Origin of the sequence: Flavobacterium rarum (SeqCode) (assembly GCF_965234445.1) — a bacterium.
GTDB classification, from domain to species: Bacteria; Bacteroidota; Bacteroidia; order Flavobacteriales; family Flavobacteriaceae; genus Flavobacterium; species Flavobacterium rarum.
This window is the reverse complement of the sequence record NZ_OZ248484.1, coordinates 34,773-53,470: the sequence shown is the minus strand read 5'-3', so window position 1 is coordinate 53,470 and position 18,698 is coordinate 34,773. Positions and strand designations below refer to the sequence as shown.

General features: G+C 33.8%; 21 protein-coding genes. 10 read left to right on the top strand and 11 right to left on the bottom strand.

The annotated features are described in order from the left end of the window. The first annotated feature begins 3 nt into the window (after positions 1 to 3). From AC8GF4_RS06495 to AC8GF4_RS06465, 7 genes are all read left to right on the top strand, one after another. Complete coding sequence (locus tag AC8GF4_RS06495) at positions 4 to 1,482, top strand: RagB/SusD family nutrient uptake outer membrane protein (protein WP_506593436.1); 1,479 nt, start codon at positions 4 to 6, stop codon at positions 1,480 to 1,482. A gap of 19 nt (positions 1,483 to 1,501) precedes the next feature. Beyond that, the gene (locus AC8GF4_RS06490) at positions 1,502 to 2,359 is read left to right on the top strand and encodes a substrate import-associated zinc metallohydrolase lipoprotein (protein WP_506593435.1); all 858 of its coding nucleotides are present in this window, start codon (positions 1,502 to 1,504) and stop codon (positions 2,357 to 2,359) included. A gap of 106 nt (positions 2,360 to 2,465) precedes the next feature. Beyond that, positions 2,466 to 3,809: a DUF4302 domain-containing protein gene (locus tag AC8GF4_RS06485; protein WP_506593434.1), complete on the top strand. Its 1,344-nt coding sequence runs from the start codon at positions 2,466 to 2,468 to the stop codon at positions 3,807 to 3,809. Between the two features lie 33 nt (positions 3,810 to 3,842). Continuing rightward, entirely contained in the window at positions 3,843 to 4,058 is a 216-nt protein-coding gene (locus tag AC8GF4_RS06480; protein WP_506593433.1) for a hypothetical protein, read from the top strand. A 632-nt stretch (positions 4,059 to 4,690) separates the two neighbouring features. Beyond that, positions 4,691 to 6,304, top strand: a complete 1,614-nt coding sequence (bshC, locus tag AC8GF4_RS06475) for a bacillithiol biosynthesis cysteine-adding enzyme BshC (protein ID WP_506593432.1) — start codon at positions 4,691 to 4,693, stop codon at positions 6,302 to 6,304. Positions 6,305 to 6,484: 180 nt separating this feature from the next. Then, positions 6,485 to 7,756 carry an acyltransferase family protein gene (locus AC8GF4_RS06470; RefSeq protein ID WP_506593431.1) on the top strand — a complete coding sequence of 424 codons (1,272 nt, stop codon included), beginning with the start codon at positions 6,485 to 6,487 and terminating at the stop codon, positions 7,754 to 7,756. A 241-nt stretch (positions 7,757 to 7,997) separates the two neighbouring features. Then, positions 7,998 to 8,417: a nucleoside-diphosphate kinase gene (locus tag AC8GF4_RS06465; RefSeq protein WP_506593430.1), complete on the top strand. Its 420-nt coding sequence runs from the start codon at positions 7,998 to 8,000 to the stop codon at positions 8,415 to 8,417. 228 nt (positions 8,418 to 8,645) lie between these two features. Here AC8GF4_RS06465 and AC8GF4_RS06460 read toward each other — a convergent pair whose 3' ends face one another. After that, positions 8,646 to 8,942, bottom strand: a complete 297-nt coding sequence (locus AC8GF4_RS06460) for a DciA family protein (protein WP_281324162.1) — start codon at positions 8,940 to 8,942, stop codon at positions 8,646 to 8,648. Continuing rightward, positions 8,923 to 9,366, bottom strand: coding sequence for a lipocalin family protein (locus tag AC8GF4_RS06455; protein WP_506593429.1), 444 nt, complete (start codon positions 9,364 to 9,366; stop codon positions 8,923 to 8,925). The genes AC8GF4_RS06460 and AC8GF4_RS06455 overlap by 20 nt, the downstream gene beginning before the upstream one ends. A gap of 301 nt (positions 9,367 to 9,667) precedes the next feature. Between AC8GF4_RS06455 and AC8GF4_RS06450 the strand changes: the two genes are divergently transcribed. The 3 genes from AC8GF4_RS06450 to AC8GF4_RS06440 all read left to right on the top strand — a co-directional run bounded on the left by AC8GF4_RS06450 (position 9,668) and on the right by AC8GF4_RS06440 (position 11,418). After that, positions 9,668 to 10,732, top strand: coding sequence for a serine hydrolase domain-containing protein (locus AC8GF4_RS06450; protein ID WP_506593428.1), 1,065 nt, complete (start codon positions 9,668 to 9,670; stop codon positions 10,730 to 10,732). 118 nt (positions 10,733 to 10,850) lie between these two features. Then, entirely contained in the window at positions 10,851 to 11,099 is a 249-nt protein-coding gene (locus AC8GF4_RS06445; protein ID WP_506593427.1) for a hypothetical protein, read from the top strand. Next, a complete protein-coding gene (locus AC8GF4_RS06440) occupies positions 11,089 to 11,418 on the top strand; it encodes a toxin (protein WP_506593426.1) in 330 nt (109 codons plus the stop codon). Before AC8GF4_RS06445 ends, AC8GF4_RS06440 begins: the two co-directional genes overlap by 11 nt. A gap of 371 nt (positions 11,419 to 11,789) precedes the next feature. Here the strand turns inward: AC8GF4_RS06440 and ftsY are convergent, their stop codons facing one another. From ftsY to AC8GF4_RS06395, 9 genes are all read right to left on the bottom strand, one after another. Then, positions 11,790 to 12,770: a signal recognition particle-docking protein FtsY gene (gene ftsY / locus AC8GF4_RS06435; RefSeq protein ID WP_506593425.1), complete on the bottom strand. Its 981-nt coding sequence runs from the start codon at positions 12,768 to 12,770 to the stop codon at positions 11,790 to 11,792. Between the two features lie 187 nt (positions 12,771 to 12,957). Continuing rightward, a complete protein-coding gene (locus AC8GF4_RS06430; RefSeq protein WP_143386768.1) occupies positions 12,958 to 13,110 on the bottom strand; it encodes a DUF4295 domain-containing protein in 153 nt (50 codons plus the stop codon). A 75-nt stretch (positions 13,111 to 13,185) separates the two neighbouring features. After that, positions 13,186 to 13,368, bottom strand: a complete 183-nt coding sequence (rpmG, locus tag AC8GF4_RS06425; RefSeq protein ID WP_007805817.1) for a 50S ribosomal protein L33 — start codon at positions 13,366 to 13,368, stop codon at positions 13,186 to 13,188. A gap of 27 nt (positions 13,369 to 13,395) precedes the next feature. Further along, complete coding sequence (gene rpmB, locus AC8GF4_RS06420; protein ID WP_024980263.1) at positions 13,396 to 13,632, bottom strand: 50S ribosomal protein L28; 237 nt, start codon at positions 13,630 to 13,632, stop codon at positions 13,396 to 13,398. 72 nt (positions 13,633 to 13,704) lie between these two features. Continuing rightward, on the bottom strand, positions 13,705 to 14,958 hold the full coding sequence (locus AC8GF4_RS06415; RefSeq protein WP_506593424.1) for a CinA family nicotinamide mononucleotide deamidase-related protein: 1,254 nt from the start codon (positions 14,956 to 14,958) through the stop codon (positions 13,705 to 13,707). 450 nt (positions 14,959 to 15,408) lie between these two features. Continuing rightward, on the bottom strand, positions 15,409 to 15,753 hold the full coding sequence (locus AC8GF4_RS06410; protein ID WP_506593423.1) for an Hpt domain-containing protein: 345 nt from the start codon (positions 15,751 to 15,753) through the stop codon (positions 15,409 to 15,411). Then, positions 15,753 to 16,364: a fumarylacetoacetate hydrolase family protein gene (locus AC8GF4_RS06405; protein ID WP_506593422.1), complete on the bottom strand. Its 612-nt coding sequence runs from the start codon at positions 16,362 to 16,364 to the stop codon at positions 15,753 to 15,755. The genes AC8GF4_RS06410 and AC8GF4_RS06405 overlap by 1 nt, the downstream gene beginning before the upstream one ends. A gap of 79 nt (positions 16,365 to 16,443) precedes the next feature. Beyond that, positions 16,444 to 17,214, bottom strand: coding sequence for an exonuclease domain-containing protein (locus AC8GF4_RS06400; RefSeq protein WP_506593421.1), 771 nt, complete (start codon positions 17,212 to 17,214; stop codon positions 16,444 to 16,446). A gap of 156 nt (positions 17,215 to 17,370) precedes the next feature. After that, positions 17,371 to 18,681, bottom strand: a complete 1,311-nt coding sequence (locus AC8GF4_RS06395) for a dihydrolipoamide acetyltransferase family protein (protein WP_506593420.1) — start codon at positions 18,679 to 18,681, stop codon at positions 17,371 to 17,373. Positions 18,682 to 18,698: the final 17 nt, after the last annotated feature.

The window sequence follows — 18,698 nt, the reverse complement described above, 5'->3', positions numbered from 1 at the left end:
TTTATGAAAAATTTAAAAATAACACTATTACTTCTAACACTTGCAGTTGTTAGCAGTTGTGATGATTTTCTTTCTGAGAAACCCGATAATAGAACCGAAATAAATACTCCTGATAAAATCACTGAAATTTTAGTCAATGCTTATCCCCAAATGAGTTATTTTGATATTGCCGAAACAATGTCTGATAATGTATTTGATAGCGGTCTAGCCGAAACATTGCCAAAAAACGAACAAAACTACAATTGGGATATTCAAACAGAAACTAATAATATTGATACTCAAGCCTTCTATTGGGATGCTTGCTACAGAGCTATTGCACATGCAAATACAGCACTGCAAGCAATTGATCAGTTAGGAAATCCAAGCAGTCTAAACCCTCAAAGAGGAGAAGCATTAATAGCAAGAGCCTATTCGCATTTCATGTTAGTGTCTTTGTGGTCAAAACGTTATAATCCAACTACTGCAAGTTCAACTTTAGGAATCCCTTATGTTACAAAACCTGAAACTGAACTTCTTACTCAATACAAAAGAAACACGGTACAAGAAGTTTTTGATTTTATTCAAAAAGATATTGAAGAAGGGCTTCCCTATATAACTAATGGTTACAAAGAGCCAAAATTCCATTTTAACAAAGAGGCAGCCAAAGCATTTGCGAGTAGATTTTATTTGATAAAAGGAGATTGGAATAGAGTAATAGCATTATCAAACGACTTAGGTGCAAAGCCAGTTGGAAAACTGAGAGATTTTGCCTCTTATGATTTAATGAGTGTAAATGACCAACGTGTAAATTTTGCCAGCAGTGCTGCTCAAACAAACTTATTAATTGTGTCTGCAAATTCAATTGTCGGAAGATCAGCTTCGCAAAGCAGGTTTTATCTTTCGGGCGATAGATATCAAGAAATTCTGGGATCTACTACAAGTCTTTTTGGAAAAAACTGGTTGTACAATTTTTATTCATCCAATAGCAGTATAACTGTATTTCTTCCTAAATTCTATGAGTATTTCAAATATACAAATGTTACAGCAGGAATCGGAGAACCGTATGTTGCAGAAGTTTTGTTAAGCAATGATGAGTTTTTCTTAAATCGAATAGAAGCTCATGTTATGGCTGGACAGATTAGTTTGGCAAATGATGAATTGGAATACTTTTTATCGACTAGAACAGTAGGATACAACGCCACGACAGATAAACTTACCGAAGCTAAAGTTGTTGCAAAATATCCTGTAGTTGCAGATGAGTACACTCCGTTTTATACTATGACTCCCGTGCAAACCTCTTATATAAAAGCAATTGCCGAAACAAGACGCAGAGATTTTATACACGAAGGCATGAGATGGTTCGATATAAAGCGTTTTAATATTGTTGTTAATCACGAAATCAACAACAAACCAACCAAAGTTTTAGTAAAAGATGATAATCGTAGAGCCTTACAAATACCTCTTCATGCATCTGGAAATGGCATCGAATTAAATCCTAGATAATTTTTAAAAGCAAAATATCATGAAAATAGTAAAATATAATAAAATAGCAGTTTTGTTTTTGGCATTGGCAGTTCTTACTTCTTGCTCGAATGGTGATCAAGTAGGCGAAAGCCAGCTTGATTATAATCAGCCAACAAAAACTGCACTGGATAATTGGATAGGTATAAATTATCTAAACCCTTATAATATAAATGTTCAATACAAGTGGAACCAAAATACGGTTGATAATAACCGCTATTTATTTCCACCATTAGTAAGTAGTGTCCAGCCTGCTCTTGAGATTGTTCAAAAAATATGGCTTGACAGTTATAAAACTATTGGAGGAGCAGATTTTGTAAAAAAAATTGCGCCTAGAGAAATTGTTTTGGTAGGAGGAGTAAATTTAAATAGTGTAGGTACCAGAACCTTAGGTTTAGCCGAAGGAGGACAACGAGTAACACTTTTTGAAACTGATTATATCGACAAAACAAATCGGGCAAATATCCAAGAGTTTATACACACCATTCAGCACGAATATATTCATATTTTAAATCAGAATAAACCTTTTGATGAAAAAGCTTGGGCAGCAATTACCCCTGTTGGATATACTGCCGATTGGTACAATTATGAAATTCCTGAATCAAATGAATTAGGTTTCATTACTAGTTATGCAAGATCTAATATTAATGAAGATTTTGCTGAAACAGCATCAGTAATATTAATTAGTTCAAAAGCGGAGTACGATGCTTTTTTGGCAGGAATTAAAAGTGCTACAGCACTTGCTGCACTTAAAGCAAAAGAAGCTTTAGTCGTAAAATATTTTAAAGATGCTTTTGATATGGATTTCTATGCTTTACGTGATGAGGCTGAAAAAAACACAAATGCTGTTATAAATTAGTTAAATATCAAATAATTATGAAATCGCCATGACAGAAGCTGTCGCAAACACCAATGAAGATTTGGCGATACCATATTCCTGTAAAAAAAACAAATATTATCTACATATGAAAATACAATATATTTATAAACACCTAATTATAGGTATTATAGCCTTGCTTTTTGTTGCTTGTACCAATACAGATGCAGATCAAAAATTCGAACAATCACCAACGGAACGTTTGCAAGCAAAACAAAAAGAATTAAATGATTTACTGTTATCTTCCGAATTTGGTTGGAAAGCTGTTTATTTTACGGACAATTCGCAATTAGGTGGTTATACCCATCTGTTTAAATTCAAAAATGGTGGATTAGTCGACATGGCATCCGATTTCGACAGTGATACTGCCATCTACAACAGTGAGTACCAAATACAATTAGGAAGTTCTGTGAGTCTTGTTTTCACTACAAAAAACAGAATTCACTTGCTATCTGAATCAAATAATTATCCAACAGCTGCTCTAAGAGCAAAAGGATACAAAGGGGACTTTCAATTTTTGTACTATGGTCAAGAAAATGGGGAAATCATTTTTAAAACCAACAGAGCTTTAATTGAACTTCATTTTGTAAAAGCATCGGCTCAAGATTGGGCAGATCTTCACAAAAACATTGATATGATAGCCAATGTAATTGGAGCTCCTACTCGACCACTTTTTAGATTATTAGAAACAAATGATGGCACTAAGATACATCAATTTGATTTTAATTTCACTGATGTCACACGATTTGCCGTTGCAAACTCTGTAGAATCGGGATCAAGTATGAGTTATAACATGGGTATTGCTTATACTCCTAACGGTATTATTGTTGATCCCGCTGTAGAAGTTGGAAAGCAAAAACTAACCAACTTTACATATGATAATGCAACCGGTGCCTTTACAGCAACTGGGACAAACAATGTTACTGCAACTATAAAATATAGTGACAAACCTTTAGTGTTAACCGATGATTACAAAAATCTTTTGGACGGTAAACCTCAGACAGTTTATGGATATATAGCCGCATATTTATCAAGTGCTCAAACAAATTCACCACTGTGTATATCTTTGTTGAATGCCGTTAATGCTACATTACCTGCAAACCAAAAATTGACTAGAATACAACTAAATTTCAATACTCCTTTTGGAAATTATATTGAATATCGATTTGCAGGCGGGAAAAAGACAATTTACCACAATATAACCACAGCCGAAAATACAACAGCAAAAACAATTGTTCTTATTCATGACTCTTGGGATAATGGTACTGCACTAATACCAGAACCAGCCTACTTAAAAGACATTGATGCAAAATTGATGGATCCAATAGGTTTATACGTCAAAAAAGAAAGTTTCAAAATACAATTTTCTAATACTATTTACACATTTACAAGCGCCTCAAGTCCATTTAGAATAACAACTTATGGTTTGTAATAACATAAATATCTATTATAATTTTCATTAAAAATGGAAAATCAGAAGAAAAAAAACACCCATTTTGTAGTTGATTTTATTCTTGCTCCAATTAATGTATTAGCAATGTTTTGGGTGTTTTTTTTTAAGGGCGATTGTTTTTCAATAGAAACCATTGTCAATCATAAACTGGATATAAAAATGTATTTAGCATTACTATTTGCTATGATTTTTCAAATTTTACTGAGTAAAACAATGAAAACAAACTAATAAACAAATAAAAGTCCGTAAAATAAATATGATTTTTACGGGCTTATTTTTACAAAAGTTTTAATACTGGATTTACGACTCCATTTTGGAATAGTAAGTTCAAAAAAGAAAATAAAATGATAAAGAAATATATTACACCGATAAATGTTATTATCCCCCTATGGGGACTACTTCTTGTATTCATTTCAAACGAATATAGTGAGTATTATAGATATTATTTATACGGATCGATAACAATAATGATTCCATTTATGATTTCTAACCTTATTAAACAGAGAAGAGATGATAAAATCAATGGTACAACAATGTTTAAATCATCAATTTATAGGATGCTGATTATGGCAGTAATACTAATAGTTTTCTTTTTCATTACTGAGCAAAGTTACACGTAAGGCTTTTAGCTTCAATTATATTTAAAGAAAAGCAACTCAATTTGAGTTGCTTTTTCATTTTAATACTGTTAGTTGAATTAGTTTTAATTTGTTTAAAGATCAGATAAAAAAAGAGACTAATTTACATCTTACTATCTCTACTAAATATTCATGAATTCAAGATAAAGTTGTACTTCAAAAGAAAACATTTAAACAATCTCTTGCAATATTTTTGTTACTTTAGCATCAAATAAAAACAATATGCCAACCGACTGTATCAGCTATCAAAATTCCGGGTATTTTTCTCCTTTGATGAATGATTATTTATATCAAAAACCAGAATTAGCTTCTTTATACCATCGCTTTCCTACTCTTGAAAACTTTGAAGCACAAATCGAAGAGAAAAAGAACAATTTCAATGACAATGGCAATGACAATGGCAATTTAAAAAGACAAACTTTAGTTAGCGTTTTAAAAAATCAATACGTTCAATTAAACGTTTCTGCAGAAACATTAAACCATATTGAACTTTTAAACGATTCAAACACTTTCACCATTACCACAGGACATCAGCTCAATTTGTTCAGCGGACCCTTATATTTTTTGTATAAAATAATTTCGACTATTAATTTAACCAAAGAATTAAAAGCGAAATATCCAGATTATAATTTCGTTCCTGTTTATTGGATGGCGACTGAAGACCACGATTTTGAGGAAATAAACTATTTCAATTTCAAAGGAAAAAAATTCAGATGGAACAAAGAAAGTACGGGACCTGTCGGGAGATTATCTACCGAGGGTTTAGCTGAATTTTTAGAAATATATGCACTAGAAATAGGTTCTAGCACTAATGCCAACACCATCAAAAAACTTTTTGAAGATTCTTATCTCAAACATGATAACTTAGCCGATGCCACTAGATATTTGGCCAACGCACTTTTTGGTTCCTCGGGATTGGTAATTTTGGATGCAGATCATCAAGATTTGAAACGTTCTTTTATTCCGTATATAAAGGACGAATTGCTACACCAATCTTCTTTCAAGGCAGTTACCGAAACTATATCAAAAATGAATGATTATTTTGTTCAGGTGAATCCACGCGAAATCAATTTATTCTACATTGAAGACAATTTACGCGAACGAATTATTTTCGAAAACAATGTATACAAAGTCAATCATACCAAAATAGAATTCACCGAAACTGAAATTCTGGCACTATTAGAAAGCAATCCAGAGAAATTCAGTCCCAATGTCATCATGCGTCCATTGTACCAAGAAGTTATTCTACCCAATCTTTGCTATATTGGCGGAGGTGGAGAAATTGCGTATTGGTTGGAACTACAATCATTTTTTGCTTCTGCAAAAGTAACTTTCCCGATATTATTATTGCGAAACTCGGTGCTTTTGGCAACCGAAAAGCAAAACAAGAAAGCCGATAAACTAAACCTGACTTGGTCTGATTTGTTTTCGAAACAAGCCAATTTAGTCAATCGAATTACTCAAAAATTATCCGATTTCCCGATTGATTTCACCGAGCAAAAAGAAGCATTAAAAAAACAATTTGAGGCACTGTTGGAACTCGCTAATCATACGGACAAATCGTTTTTAGGCGCTGTAAAAGCACAAGAAGTTAAACAAATCAAAGGATTAAACAATCTTGAAAAAAAATTGCTTATTGCTCAAAAAAGAAAATATCACGATGAATTGCAACGCGTTATTGACTTGCAAAACGAATTGTTCCCTAACCAAAGCCTACAGGAACGTCAAGCCAATTTCTCGGAATTTTATCTAGAAAATGGTGAACGCTTGATTCCACAAATAATGAGTCAACTCAAACCTTTAGCACAAAATTTTAATATAATTACTTTAGAATAAAAGATATTTATCATGTTTATATCGAAACTCAAAACATTTAAAATATATTTTTTAAAAATCTTGAACCATTAAGACATTAAGAAAATTAAGATTTGTAATTTTTCTTAATAAACTTAATGTCTTAATGGTTTAAAAAAAAATCTAAAACTTTTAAACTTTTAAAAACTAACCCCCAAACCAATGACCAAAGACCGCCTTATTTCGCTTGATGTTTTTAGAGGATTAACTATTTTATTAATGACCATTGTCAACAACCCCGGAAGCTGGGCAACGGTTTATCCTCCATTACTTCACTCCGAATGGCATGGTTGTACTCCAACTGATTTGGTTTTTCCATTCTTTATTTTCATTATGGGAGTGGCTATTTCATTTGCAATGCCAACCAAAACTTATGATAAAACCACATTTAACAAAATATTTACCCGTTCGTTGCGAATGATATGTTTGGGTATCTTTTTCAACTTTTTCGGTAAAATTCAACTCTTCGGATTGGAAGGCATTCCATTAGTATTTGGTCGCTTAATCATAACCGCTGGAGTTGGCTATGCATTAATGGGGAATTTCAATGCAAAACTAAAAACATACTTGGCAGTTTCTATTTTTGCAATCTATTTAATCTTAGCTTATGGCGGTATCGAAGCTTATAAAATTGTGAGGCTTCCGGGCGTGTTGCAACGCATCGGGATTGTGTATTTCATTGCCTCGCTTTTGTATCTCAAAACGACTCAAAAAACACAATTATGGGTTGCCATCTCAATATTACTAGGTTATTGGGCAATTATTACGTTAATACCAGCACCAAGTTTTGAAATAACAAACCTAGAAAAAGGCACCAATTTAGCTGCCTGGGTCGACAATCTTTTGTTAAAAGGACATATGTGGGAAGTAACCAATACTTGGGATCCTGAAGGAATACTAAGCACAATTCCAGCCATTGCAACCGGTATAATTGGTTTACTAATCGGACAATTGCTTAACAGTCCAATACTAAAGATAGAAAAGGCTAAAAAGATGGCCGTAATAGCAATCGCACTTATTGTAACTGGACAACTTTGGAATATCATTTTCCCAATAAACAAAGCGCTTTGGACCAGTTCCTACGTTTTGTACACTGCAGGATTAGCAACATTGGTCTTAGCCATTTTATACTATTGCATCGACATTGCGGATTACAAAAAAGGAACCAAATTGTTCCTGATTTGGGGAGTAAATCCTATGATTGTATTCTTTCTCTCCGAAATTATTCCGCAAGCTTTTGTTGCAATTTCGTTTCCAAATCCGAATATACCAACCCAACAAATCAATCTTTTGGACTATTTGTATGCGTTTGGAGTACAACCTTTTTTTAATAATCAAATGACGGCTTCATTAGTCTTTGCAATTCTTTATGTGAGTTTGTGGTCGATTCTGTTGGCGTATTTCTATAATAAGAAAATGTACTTTAAAGTTTAAAAGTTAGTCATTTACAAAACGTATCGTTATAGAATTTAGTGTAATTCAATTTTTTGGATTTATATAATTTGTGTTAATTCGTATAATTTGTGTCAAACTTTTTTATCCACACAATTCGTGGTAGAACCAAAAAAAAGAAAAAACACATTAATACCACGTTTTTACCATTAAATTGACAATTTGATAAAATCATTCGATAAAAAAAGTATATTTTTGCACAAAATTTTAAAACACAGAAAAAATGGCGACTAATAGAACTTTTACAATGATTAAGCCTGATGCAGTTCAAAACGGACACATCGGAAACATATTGGCAATGATTACAAACGGTGGTTTCAAAATCGTTTCTTTGAAATTGACACAATTAACGATTGCAGATGCTCAAGCATTTTACGCAGTTCACGCAGCAAGACCTTTCTACGGAGAATTAGTAGAATTTATGTCAAGAGGACCAATTGTTGCTGCTATTTTAGAAAAAGAAAATGCAGTTGAAGATTTCAGAACTTTAATTGGTGCTACAAACCCAGCTGAAGCTGCTGAAGGAACTATCCGTAAAGCATACGCAACTTCTATCGGAGAAAATGCGGTTCACGGTTCAGATAGCGACGAAAATGCTGCTATCGAAGGCGCTTTTCATTTTGCAGGAAGAGAGCAGTTCTAATTTTAGACTTCGTAGATTTTTAGACTACTAGACTTTTAGATAAAAACAAACCCCACTTAGACGTTAAGTGGGGTTTGTTTGTTTTTAGAGTTTTATAAAAAGAAATCTAAATATTATCCGAGTCAAAAAATCCAATAGTCCAACATTCTAAAATTCTAAAATTCTAACAATCCAACAATCTAAAATTCTAACAATCTAACAATCTAACAATCCAAAAATCTAAGATGTCTATCGGAGAACCACATCCCGCACCACATCTCTTCTCAATTCCTCATTTATCATTTTTATAATCTTGGATTTACCATGACTTAATTCCTCGCGTAACACCGCCGAAGTTAGCTCCACATATAGCGTAGATCCTTTCAAAACTACATTATTGGTATAGCTGTTTACCCCGTTCCCCATCAAATTGCGCCAAGCATCCTTCACGTCAATTTGGTCCATTCCGGGTTGCAATTTGTTCACTTCAATAATTTGCTTCAAAATATCCCCAACCGAACTTTGATTATTTAGTCTTTTTGCCATTTTCGTTTAAGTTGATTGGTCCCGTTTTTTTATAATGATATTCTTTTTTTTCCGCATTCAAAACCACCAGTTCTTTATCCGTCAATGCCAGGATTTCCTCACTCCATTTCATGTACGGCGTACTGTAATCCAAAAAGATTTGATCGTCTGAAAAGCGTATTTTCACATTTTCAAAAGTTTCGTTTACCAAAAAAGTTCCATCCAATTGTGGCATCACTTTCTTCCTGATTCCCGTACTTATTTTATCAATTCGAAAATAATCAAACGACTCATTCATAACGTATTTCTTCTCATTTCCATCCTCCAAAACCACTTTTTCAATTTCCCAATAGCCATTGATTTTGGCTAAATCTGCAGGAGTAATTTTTTGTTTACACCCAACCAATAAAAGGGCTACCAATAAAATACCAAATACTTTTTTCATAGAATAATTATTTTGTCATTACAAACAAATGAAGTTGTCATCCTGAGCTGAGCCTACACTGAGCGAAGCCGATGTGTCGAAGGCAGGAGCTATTTCCAGCTGTTCACTTGTATCTTTTTAAGTCTAAAAAAAAGACTTAAAAAGGATACCGCTTCCATCTGGGCTAGGGCATTCCGATTGTCAACATCTTTAGTTAAAACCACAAAGTTAAACTTTAAAAAACCAAAGAAAATAAAAAAACAATTTCTCTTTAAACTATTTTACATATTTTTGGTCTTACCCAAAACTAACTTTTACAACCATGTCTAAATCAATACTTTTATTCGTTTTAGCTATTTTATGCATCAATTGCTCTTCCGATAGCACTGAACCAGCTCCTACACCAACAGAAACAGTATATTTCCCACCTTTAACTGGCACAACCTGGGAAACCAAATCCATAGAAAGCCTAGGATGGAAACAATCAGCTGTTCAACCTTTATTGGATTTTTTAAACCTTAAACATTCCAAAGGGTTTATTATTTTGGTCAACGGTCGAATTGTGATGGAAAATTATTTTAACTCACATAATGCTGCAACCAATTGGTATTGGGCCAGCGCTGGCAAGACATTAACAGCAACAATGACCGGAATTGCGCAACAAGAAAACTTGATCAGCATTAACAACAAAGTATCTCAATACATAGGAACGGGTTGGACAAGCGCACCTATTGCCAAAGAAAACCTAATTACCTGCAAAAATTTACTGACTATGACATCGGGTCTAGACGACACCACCGATGATGTTTCACCCGCAGCGCTCACCTACACCGCCGACGCAGGTACGCGTTGGGCGTATCATAACGTATATGTAAAACTGCAAGATGTAATCGCACAAGCTTGCGGGCAATCCTGGAGTACTTATTTCAATACCAAACTAAGAAACAAAATTGGCATGGACGGCTCTTGGTTTCAATCTGGAAACAATGTCGTTTATGCAAGTACTACTAGAAGTATGGCCCGTTTCGGCTTACTCATGTACAATAGAGGGAAATGGGAAAATAATGCAATCTTAAACGAAAGCTATTTCAACGAGGCAACCAACACCTCTCAAAACATCAACTTGGGCTACGGCTACTTATGGTGGCTGAACGGAAAAGCCAATTATCATTTACCTCAATCACAGGCTACTTTTCAAGGAAGTATTATCCCAACTGCACCAAGCGATATGTTTATGGCTTTGGGTAAAAATGACCAGAAAATCTATATTGTTCCCAGCAAAAAGATGGTCGTCATCCGAATGGGAGATGCAGCTGACAATGTAAATCTAGCCCTATCCGATTTCGATGAAATGCTTTGGACAAAAATAAGTGCTTTGTATCAGTAGGGTAAAGATCATTTTTACATACTAAAAAATGATTTTCAAGAGCTTGCAGTAATTTTCAGGATATCAAAAGAACATGACTGCTAGTATTTTGTATATTTGTTATTATAAAAGTAAAATTATGACAACGCTAAATATAAATGAAAAAACCAAAGCAGGAAAAGTTGTCCTTGAATTGGTAAAAATGCTCACTGATGCTGGAAGTAAAGGAATAACTATAGATTCAAGCCTTGGAATACCCAATACAAATGAATTAAGCCTAAAAGAAAAAAAATATCTAAATAACTTAAAAAAAGTAGCTGAAGATATTAGAGAGAATGGCAGTGAAAAACAATACCAATCAGCTCAATCTTTTTTAGATGAATTATAAAGTAACTGTTCACGAAAACTTTAAAAAAGAATTTAAGCCGTTAGCCAAAAAATTCCCTTCCTTAAAATCTGATATTCAATATTTATTAGACAATATAGAAAAAGAATTAGAACTATCAACTGATTTAGGAAACGGTTTTAGAAAAATAAATCTAAAAATAAAATCCAAAGGCAAAGGTTCTAGCGGTGGCGGTAGAATTATAACTTATGAAACTATAATTGAAGTCAACCTAAAAGAAATACTATTGAGTTCTATTTATAATAAAACTGATTTTACTGCTATTGATTTATCTATTCTAAAGAAAAATCTAGGACTTTAATTTCACAAACTACCCCTTGCTACGCAATCCCGAAATCTTTACGCAGACCTATTTGGATAAAAAAAAACATTTATACTTACCAAAGTCATTAGAAAAAGTCTTCAAATAATTAGCGGTGTTTCGTAATTAAGAAATTACGAGACACCGCTACACTTTTTATTCTTTATAACTTTCTAAATGTAGTTACCTACTTCTTAATCCTTCTCATCAATCCCAGAAAGAAAAAGACCAAACCAACAATCAATAATCCATAATACAAACTGACACTGGTGGTTCTAATGAGGTTTGCCAGTACAAAAGCAACAATACTTACAAAGTAGAAGTATATTGGATTCGTGTTCTTTAGTGAAGAAAAATTCATGAACTATCTATTATTTAAAAAAACTATCTACAAACTCGTATTTATTAAAGACCTGCAAATCTTCAATTCCTTCACCCACTCCAATATACTTCACCGGAATTTGAAATTGATCCGAAATTCCGATAACAACACCACCTTTGGCTGTACCGTCTAATTTAGTAACGGCTAAGCAAGAAACTTCAGTTGCTGCTGTAAATTGTTTGGCTTGCTCAAATGCGTTTTGTCCTGTAGATCCATCCAAAACAAGCATTACATCGTGAGGTGCATCGCCAACCACTTTTTGCATAACACGTTTCACTTTTGAGAGTTCGTTCATTAAGTTAATCTTATTGTGCAAACGACCTGCTGTATCAATAATAACAATATCTGCATTTTGAGCCACCGCCGATTGCAAGGTGTCAAAAGCCACCGAAGCAGGATCACTTCCCATTTCTTGACGAACGATAGGAATACCTACTCTATCCGCCCAAATTTGCAATTGATCAATAGCAGCAGCACGAAAAGTATCGGCAGCGCCAAGAACTACATTAAAACCCGCTTTCTTGAATTGATAAGCAAGCTTTCCAATTGTAGTTGTTTTCCCCACACCGTTTACACCAACCACCATTAAAACATAGGGTTTGGTATTAATAGGAATCACAAATTCTGTTGCTTCACCAGAATTAGTTTCAGACAATAACCCTGCAATTTCTTCCCTCAAAATTAGATTGAGTTCTTCAGTTCCGAGATATTTGTCTTCTTCAACTCTTTTTTCAATTCGAGTAATTATTTTTAAAGTAGTATTTACCCCAACATCCGAAGAAACTAGGATTTCTTCTAAATTATCTAAAACCTCATCGTCTACTTTTGATTTTCCTGCTACCGCTTTGGATAACTTGGAAAAAAAAGAAGTTTTTGTTTTCTCTAAACCTTTATCCAACGTTTGCTTTGCTTGTTCGCTTAGTATAGGATCTTTTTTCTCTGATGAGAATATTTTTTTAAAAAAGCTCATGTAAAATGGATTTTTACGATTTTTTGAATTTACATTTGTCAACTTAAACAAGAAAAATACAGTAAAACAACAACAAATGCTTTACTTACTCTCTCAAAAAAGCGATTTTAATTTCGAATTGTAAATATAGAAAATAAAAAAGCTACTTCCGAATGAAAGTAGCTTTTCTATAAAATGTAATAGTTAATTATTTCTTTTTCAAGAATTCATCAACTGCTTCAGGAGTCATAATAGATTCAACGAATGTATATGCCCCAGTTACTGGAGATTTCACCATTTTAATGGCTTTTGATAATCTCTTAGAAGATGTTTGTAACGATGCTACGGTTTTCTTTGCCATGATTCAAATGTTATTTGAAATTCAATAAAATCTACAAATGTGACCATTTGAGATCTTTATTAAAATCTCTAATTATTATTTAATTTCTTTGTGAACAGTTACTCTTTTCAAGATTGGATTAAATTTTTTAATCTCTAATCTGTCTGGAGTATTTTTTTTGTTCTTTGTTGTTATGTATCTAGAAGTTCCTGCAACACCTGTTGTTTTGTGTTCAGTACATTCTAAAATTACCTGGATTCTATTCCCTTTCTTTGCCATCTTGCTATTTGTTTATTTTGGAAAAGATTATTTAATAAATCCTTCTGACTGCGCTTTTTTCAAAACTGCAGCGATTCCATTTTTATTAATTGTTTTTATCGTAGATGCTGCTACTCTAAGAGTAATCCATCTATCTTCTTCTGGAAGATAAAAACGCTTTTTAACTAAGTTCACAGAAAATTTTCTCTTAGTTTTGTTCATAGCGTGAGAAACGTTATTTCCTACCATCGCTCTTTTACCTGTAAGGTCACAAACTCTTGACATTATACTTATCTTTTATCGTTATCTAAAATCAGGGTGCAAAGAAAAGAAAAATAAACCTATAAACCAAAATAATTAACGCTCTTTTTTTAAAAATTCTTTCTGCAACATTTCAAGGCTCTTAACCACAGCTCTATCTATCACTTTTTCACGGGGTTGACCAAAATTATACTCTTCAACTATAACTTCATTCGGCGTAGCCAACGCAATAAATACCGTTCCAACTTTGGATTCTGCCTCTCCTATTGAGGGTCCAGCATTACCCGTTGTAGCAATTGCATAATCCGTTTTCATTAAACTCTTTACACTCAAAGCCATTGCTTTTGCAACGGCTTCACTCACCACAGTATGCTCGTTTATCAAACTTTCGGATATCCCAAGAACATTGATCTTAACCTCAGTCGCATATGAGACAACACTCCCTTTAAAATACTTTGAAGCACCTGGAATTGCGGTCAATGTCTCAGCAATTTTACCTCCCGTGCAACTCTCTGCAGTAGAAATGGTTTGATTGTATTTTGTCAACATTCGACCAACAACAACTTCAATTGTATCTTCTTCTTCAAACCCAACAATTATGTCATGGATAATAGCGTCCAAAGTTTCGACATAGGCTTCAAGTGAGTTTTCCAACACAACTTTGTCAACACCTCTAGCCGAAAGCCGCAAACGGACTTTTCCTGGGCTTGGCAAATAGGCCAATTTTAAAAACTCTGGTAAACTATTCTCCCACTCTTCAATCCGTTCTGCAACTAAGCTTTCACCTTGACCATAAGTAAGAATCGTTTTGTGAATAATATATGGACGCGAATACTCTTGGACCACTTTTGGAATAATTTCATTTTCAATCAAATATTTCATCTCATAGGGGACCCCGGGAAGTGATACAAAAACTGTATTTTCTTTTTTCATCCACATTCCAGGCGCTGTACCCATTTTGTTATGCAACACAGTACACTTTGAAGGCACAAGTGCCTGATCTATATTCAACTGAGTTATTTTTCTTTTAAAATATCCTTCTATCAATTGAGTAACATGCGCCAAAACAAACTTATCTTCCACCAATTTATCTTCAAAATAATCACAGAATGTTTTCTTGGTAACATCATCTTTTGTCGGCCCAAGACCTCCAGTAATCACAACTAAATCTACGGTGTTTTGAAGTTTTGAAAAAGTCTCCAAAATGTGTTTTTTATCATCACTGATTGAAATAATTTCATTAATCTCAACACCAATTTTATCTAATGATTTTGCTATAAATGCAGAATTTGTATCTACAATTTGACCAATTAAAATCTCATCTCCTATGGTAATTATGGTTGCTTTCATTTCTAAATACTTTAGTTATTTAATTCTTGTGCTTTTTGAGAACGGACATGAAAATTACTTTTTTACAAAGTGAATCACTAATGAAGAAAGCAATTTAATTGATTGCATAAATAGCCCTATTTTTTCATATTCCTATTAATATTTCCAAAAATTCCTAATTATTGCTTTTCAGCCCCGACAGAAGGGAAAATCCTTTTGTAGAGACGGGTTTAAAACCCGTCTCTACAAAAGATTGGAATGATGGCGAGAATCCATACCTCTTGAAAACACCAGATATTTCGCTCCAAAACCCTTTAAAATTCAATTTGCTGTGCATTCTTCTTAAAAACTGTCAAAATCTCGAATTTTCGCATAAAAAAAATCTCAACCTTTTAAACACACTTTTTGGAGCGTTTAAAGATTAAAATTTTAAGTAGTTTTTTATTAAAATATAAAAAAAATAATTAAGAATTAAAGATCAAAGTCTTTTTTCAATTCTTTTATAGCATCTTTCACTTGAGTCTTAACACTTTTGTACGTTTCAATGATTTCTTTCTTTTTTCCCTCGGCTTTGGTCCAAGCTTCTATTTGAAGTATTTCTTCAAATGCTACATTCAGACCCAACAAATCAAGTGTCGGCTTCAATTTATGTGCAAAGGCATAAGTGTGTTTATGATCCTTCTTCTTAATTCCTTCTCCAATTTGTGCCAAATCTTCAGGAACTTCAGTAACAAATAAATTCAAAATTTCATTCACAAATTCTGGATCATTATCTGAAAGTGCGTACACTTTTGCTAGGTTGTATTTTAAAGCCATTATTTTACTTGTATTCTAAATAGTTTTTGTCCTTCTAAAAATCCTTCTAAAACATCATCTGGCTTTACCGCAGCAACTCCTTCTGGTGTTCCCGTAAAAATAATATCCCCAATCTTTAAAGTAAAAAACTGAGAAACGTAGGATACTAACTCGTCAATATTCCACAACATCATCTCAGAATTCCCTTTTTGAACCGTACTATTATTGTTCGTTAATTCAAATGTAATATTTTCTAATGAAACAAACTGACTTTTAGGCAAAAATTCTCCAATAACTGCCGAACCGTCAAATGCTTTGGCTTTTTCCCAAGGCAACCCTTTTTCTTTCAGCTTTGCCTGCAAATCACGTGCCGTAAAATCGATCCCTACACTGATTTCATCATAGTATTTATGGGCAAATTTAGGCTCTATATATTTCCCTACTTTGCTAATTTTAACAATCAGTTCAATTTCGTGATGAATATCCTCAGAAAATTCTGGAATCACAAAAGGATGTTGTTTTAACAAAACTGCAGAATCTGGTTTCATAAAAACCACAGGCTCAGCAGGTCTTTCGTTTTTTAATTCTTCTATATGGTTGGCGTAATTTCTACCAATGCAGATTATTTTCATTTTTTCTTGAGTTTCTAAGTTTCTAAGTTTCTAAGTTTCTAAGTTACTTAGAATCTTAGAAACTTAGCATCTTAGTGACTTACTTCGTATTTAGTTTTCGTAATTTAATAGCTGTCAAAACTTTCTTGGTATAAAGCGGGAAATCAGCATTCTGAATCCAACTAAAATATCCGGGCTCTGATTCTAAAATCTTATCTACTTTGACACCTTTGTGTTTTCCAAAGGTAAAAATCTCTTCATTATCAGCATCAAATGCAATCATTCCTGCAAAATCCGCAATTTTTTTTCGGGTCGTAAACTCAGATAAAGATTTCATGTCATTTTCCAATTCAGGGTAACGATCCAATTGCGCTTTTAGAATTTCGTAAGTCGCCATAGTATCTGCTTCTGCTGAATGGGCATTTTCCAAGCCTTTACCACAGTAAAATTTCAAAGCAGCGCTTAAGGTACGCTCTTCCATTTTGTGGAAAACAGTTTGAACATCTACAGAAACCCTTCCTTTCATATCAAAATCTACTCCAGCACGCAATAATTCTTCAGCTAACAACGGAATATCAAAACGATCTGAATTGAATCCTGCCAAATCGCTATCTTTAATCATAGCGTAGACTTGCGATGCTAACTGATTAAAAGTTGGTTCATTTGCTACTTTTTCATCACTTATTCCATGAATTGCTGTCGATTGAGGCGGAATTGGAATCGTTGGATTGACCAACCACGTTTTACTTTCTTTATTTCCGTTGGGAAAAACTTTAAAAACTGATATTTCAACAATTCTGTCTTTTCCGATGTCTATTCCTGTAGTTTCAAGGTCGAAAAAACAAATTGGTTTATTGAGTTTGAGTTCCATTTTTTGTATTTGAATTGGTACAAATATAAATGTTAACCACGAGTATTACTAATTTATTTCAACACAAAGACACAAAGTCACTAAGCCCTAAAAAACAAAACCCTTTCAGACATCAAAAGACTGAAAGGGTTATTTCATATAATTTTAGAAACCTAATTAATAATCTCTATTTACATCAAATGCTTCAAGATACTCGGCAACACGCTTTACAAAGTTTCCACCAAGCGCACCATTAACCACACGGTGATCATAACTGTGCGATAAAAACATTTTTTGACGAATCCCTATGAAATCACCATCTGGAGTTTCGATAACTGCTGGCATTTTACGAATTGCGCCAAGAGCCATAATCCCCACTTGAGGTTGATTCAAAATTGGTGTACCAAAAACACTTCCAAAAGTCCCAACATTGGTTACAGTATAAGTTCCTCCTTGAGTATCGTCTGGTTTAAGTTTTCCTGCTTTTGCACGGTTTCCTAAGTCGTTTACCGCTTTTGCCATACCAACCAAATTCAATTGGTCTGCGTTTTTTATAACTGGAACGATTAGATTTCCGTTTGGCAATGAAGCTGCCATTCCAAGGTTTATATTTTTCTTTTTTATAATAAAATCACCATCGACTGAGACATTCATATCAGGAAAATCCTTTAATGCTTTGGCCACTGCTTCCATAAAAATTGGCGTGTACGTCAATTTCTCACCCTCACGTTTCTCAAAAATAGTTTTATTTTTCTCTCTCCATTTTACAATGTTTGTCACGTCTACCTCAACAAACGACTGTACGTGAGCCGATGTTTGAACAGAAGCCACCATATATCCAGCAACAAGTTTGGTCATTCTGTCCATTTCTACAATTTCATCTCCTCCACTTACAGAAATAGGAGAAACCTTTTGTGACGGAGTAGCTACAGCAGTTTTTGGAGTTTCAACTGCTTTGACTGGAGTTGCCACCTCAATTGCAGGCTGGGTTCCTCTATTTTTTACGTAATTTAATATATCTTCTTTGGTAACGCGTCCTTCTTTTCCAGAACCATTTATGTTTACTAATTCACCTAAAGAAATTCCTTCTTCTTTTGCAATGTTTTTTACTAATGGCGAAAAGAATTTATCACTTTCAGAAAAACTAATAGGAGTAGCAACCGATTCTTTGGCTACCTCAACCGTTTTTTGAATTTCTTCAACAATAGCAGATGTAACTTCAATACTTGGCGCCTCTGTATTCTCACCTTCTGTTTCAATAATAGCAATGGTTTGTCCTACTTGAACTAAATCATCTTTGCCAAATAATTTTTCGACAAGAACACCCGAAACCTCAGATGGGACTTCAGAATCTACTTTGTCGGTGGCAATTTCCAAAACGGCTTCATCCGCTTCGATTTTGTCGCCAACTTCTTTTAACCAATTTGTGATGGTTGCTTCTGCAACGCTTTCTCCCATTTTAGGAAGCTTTAATTCGAATCTTGCCATATTATTAATCTAAAAGG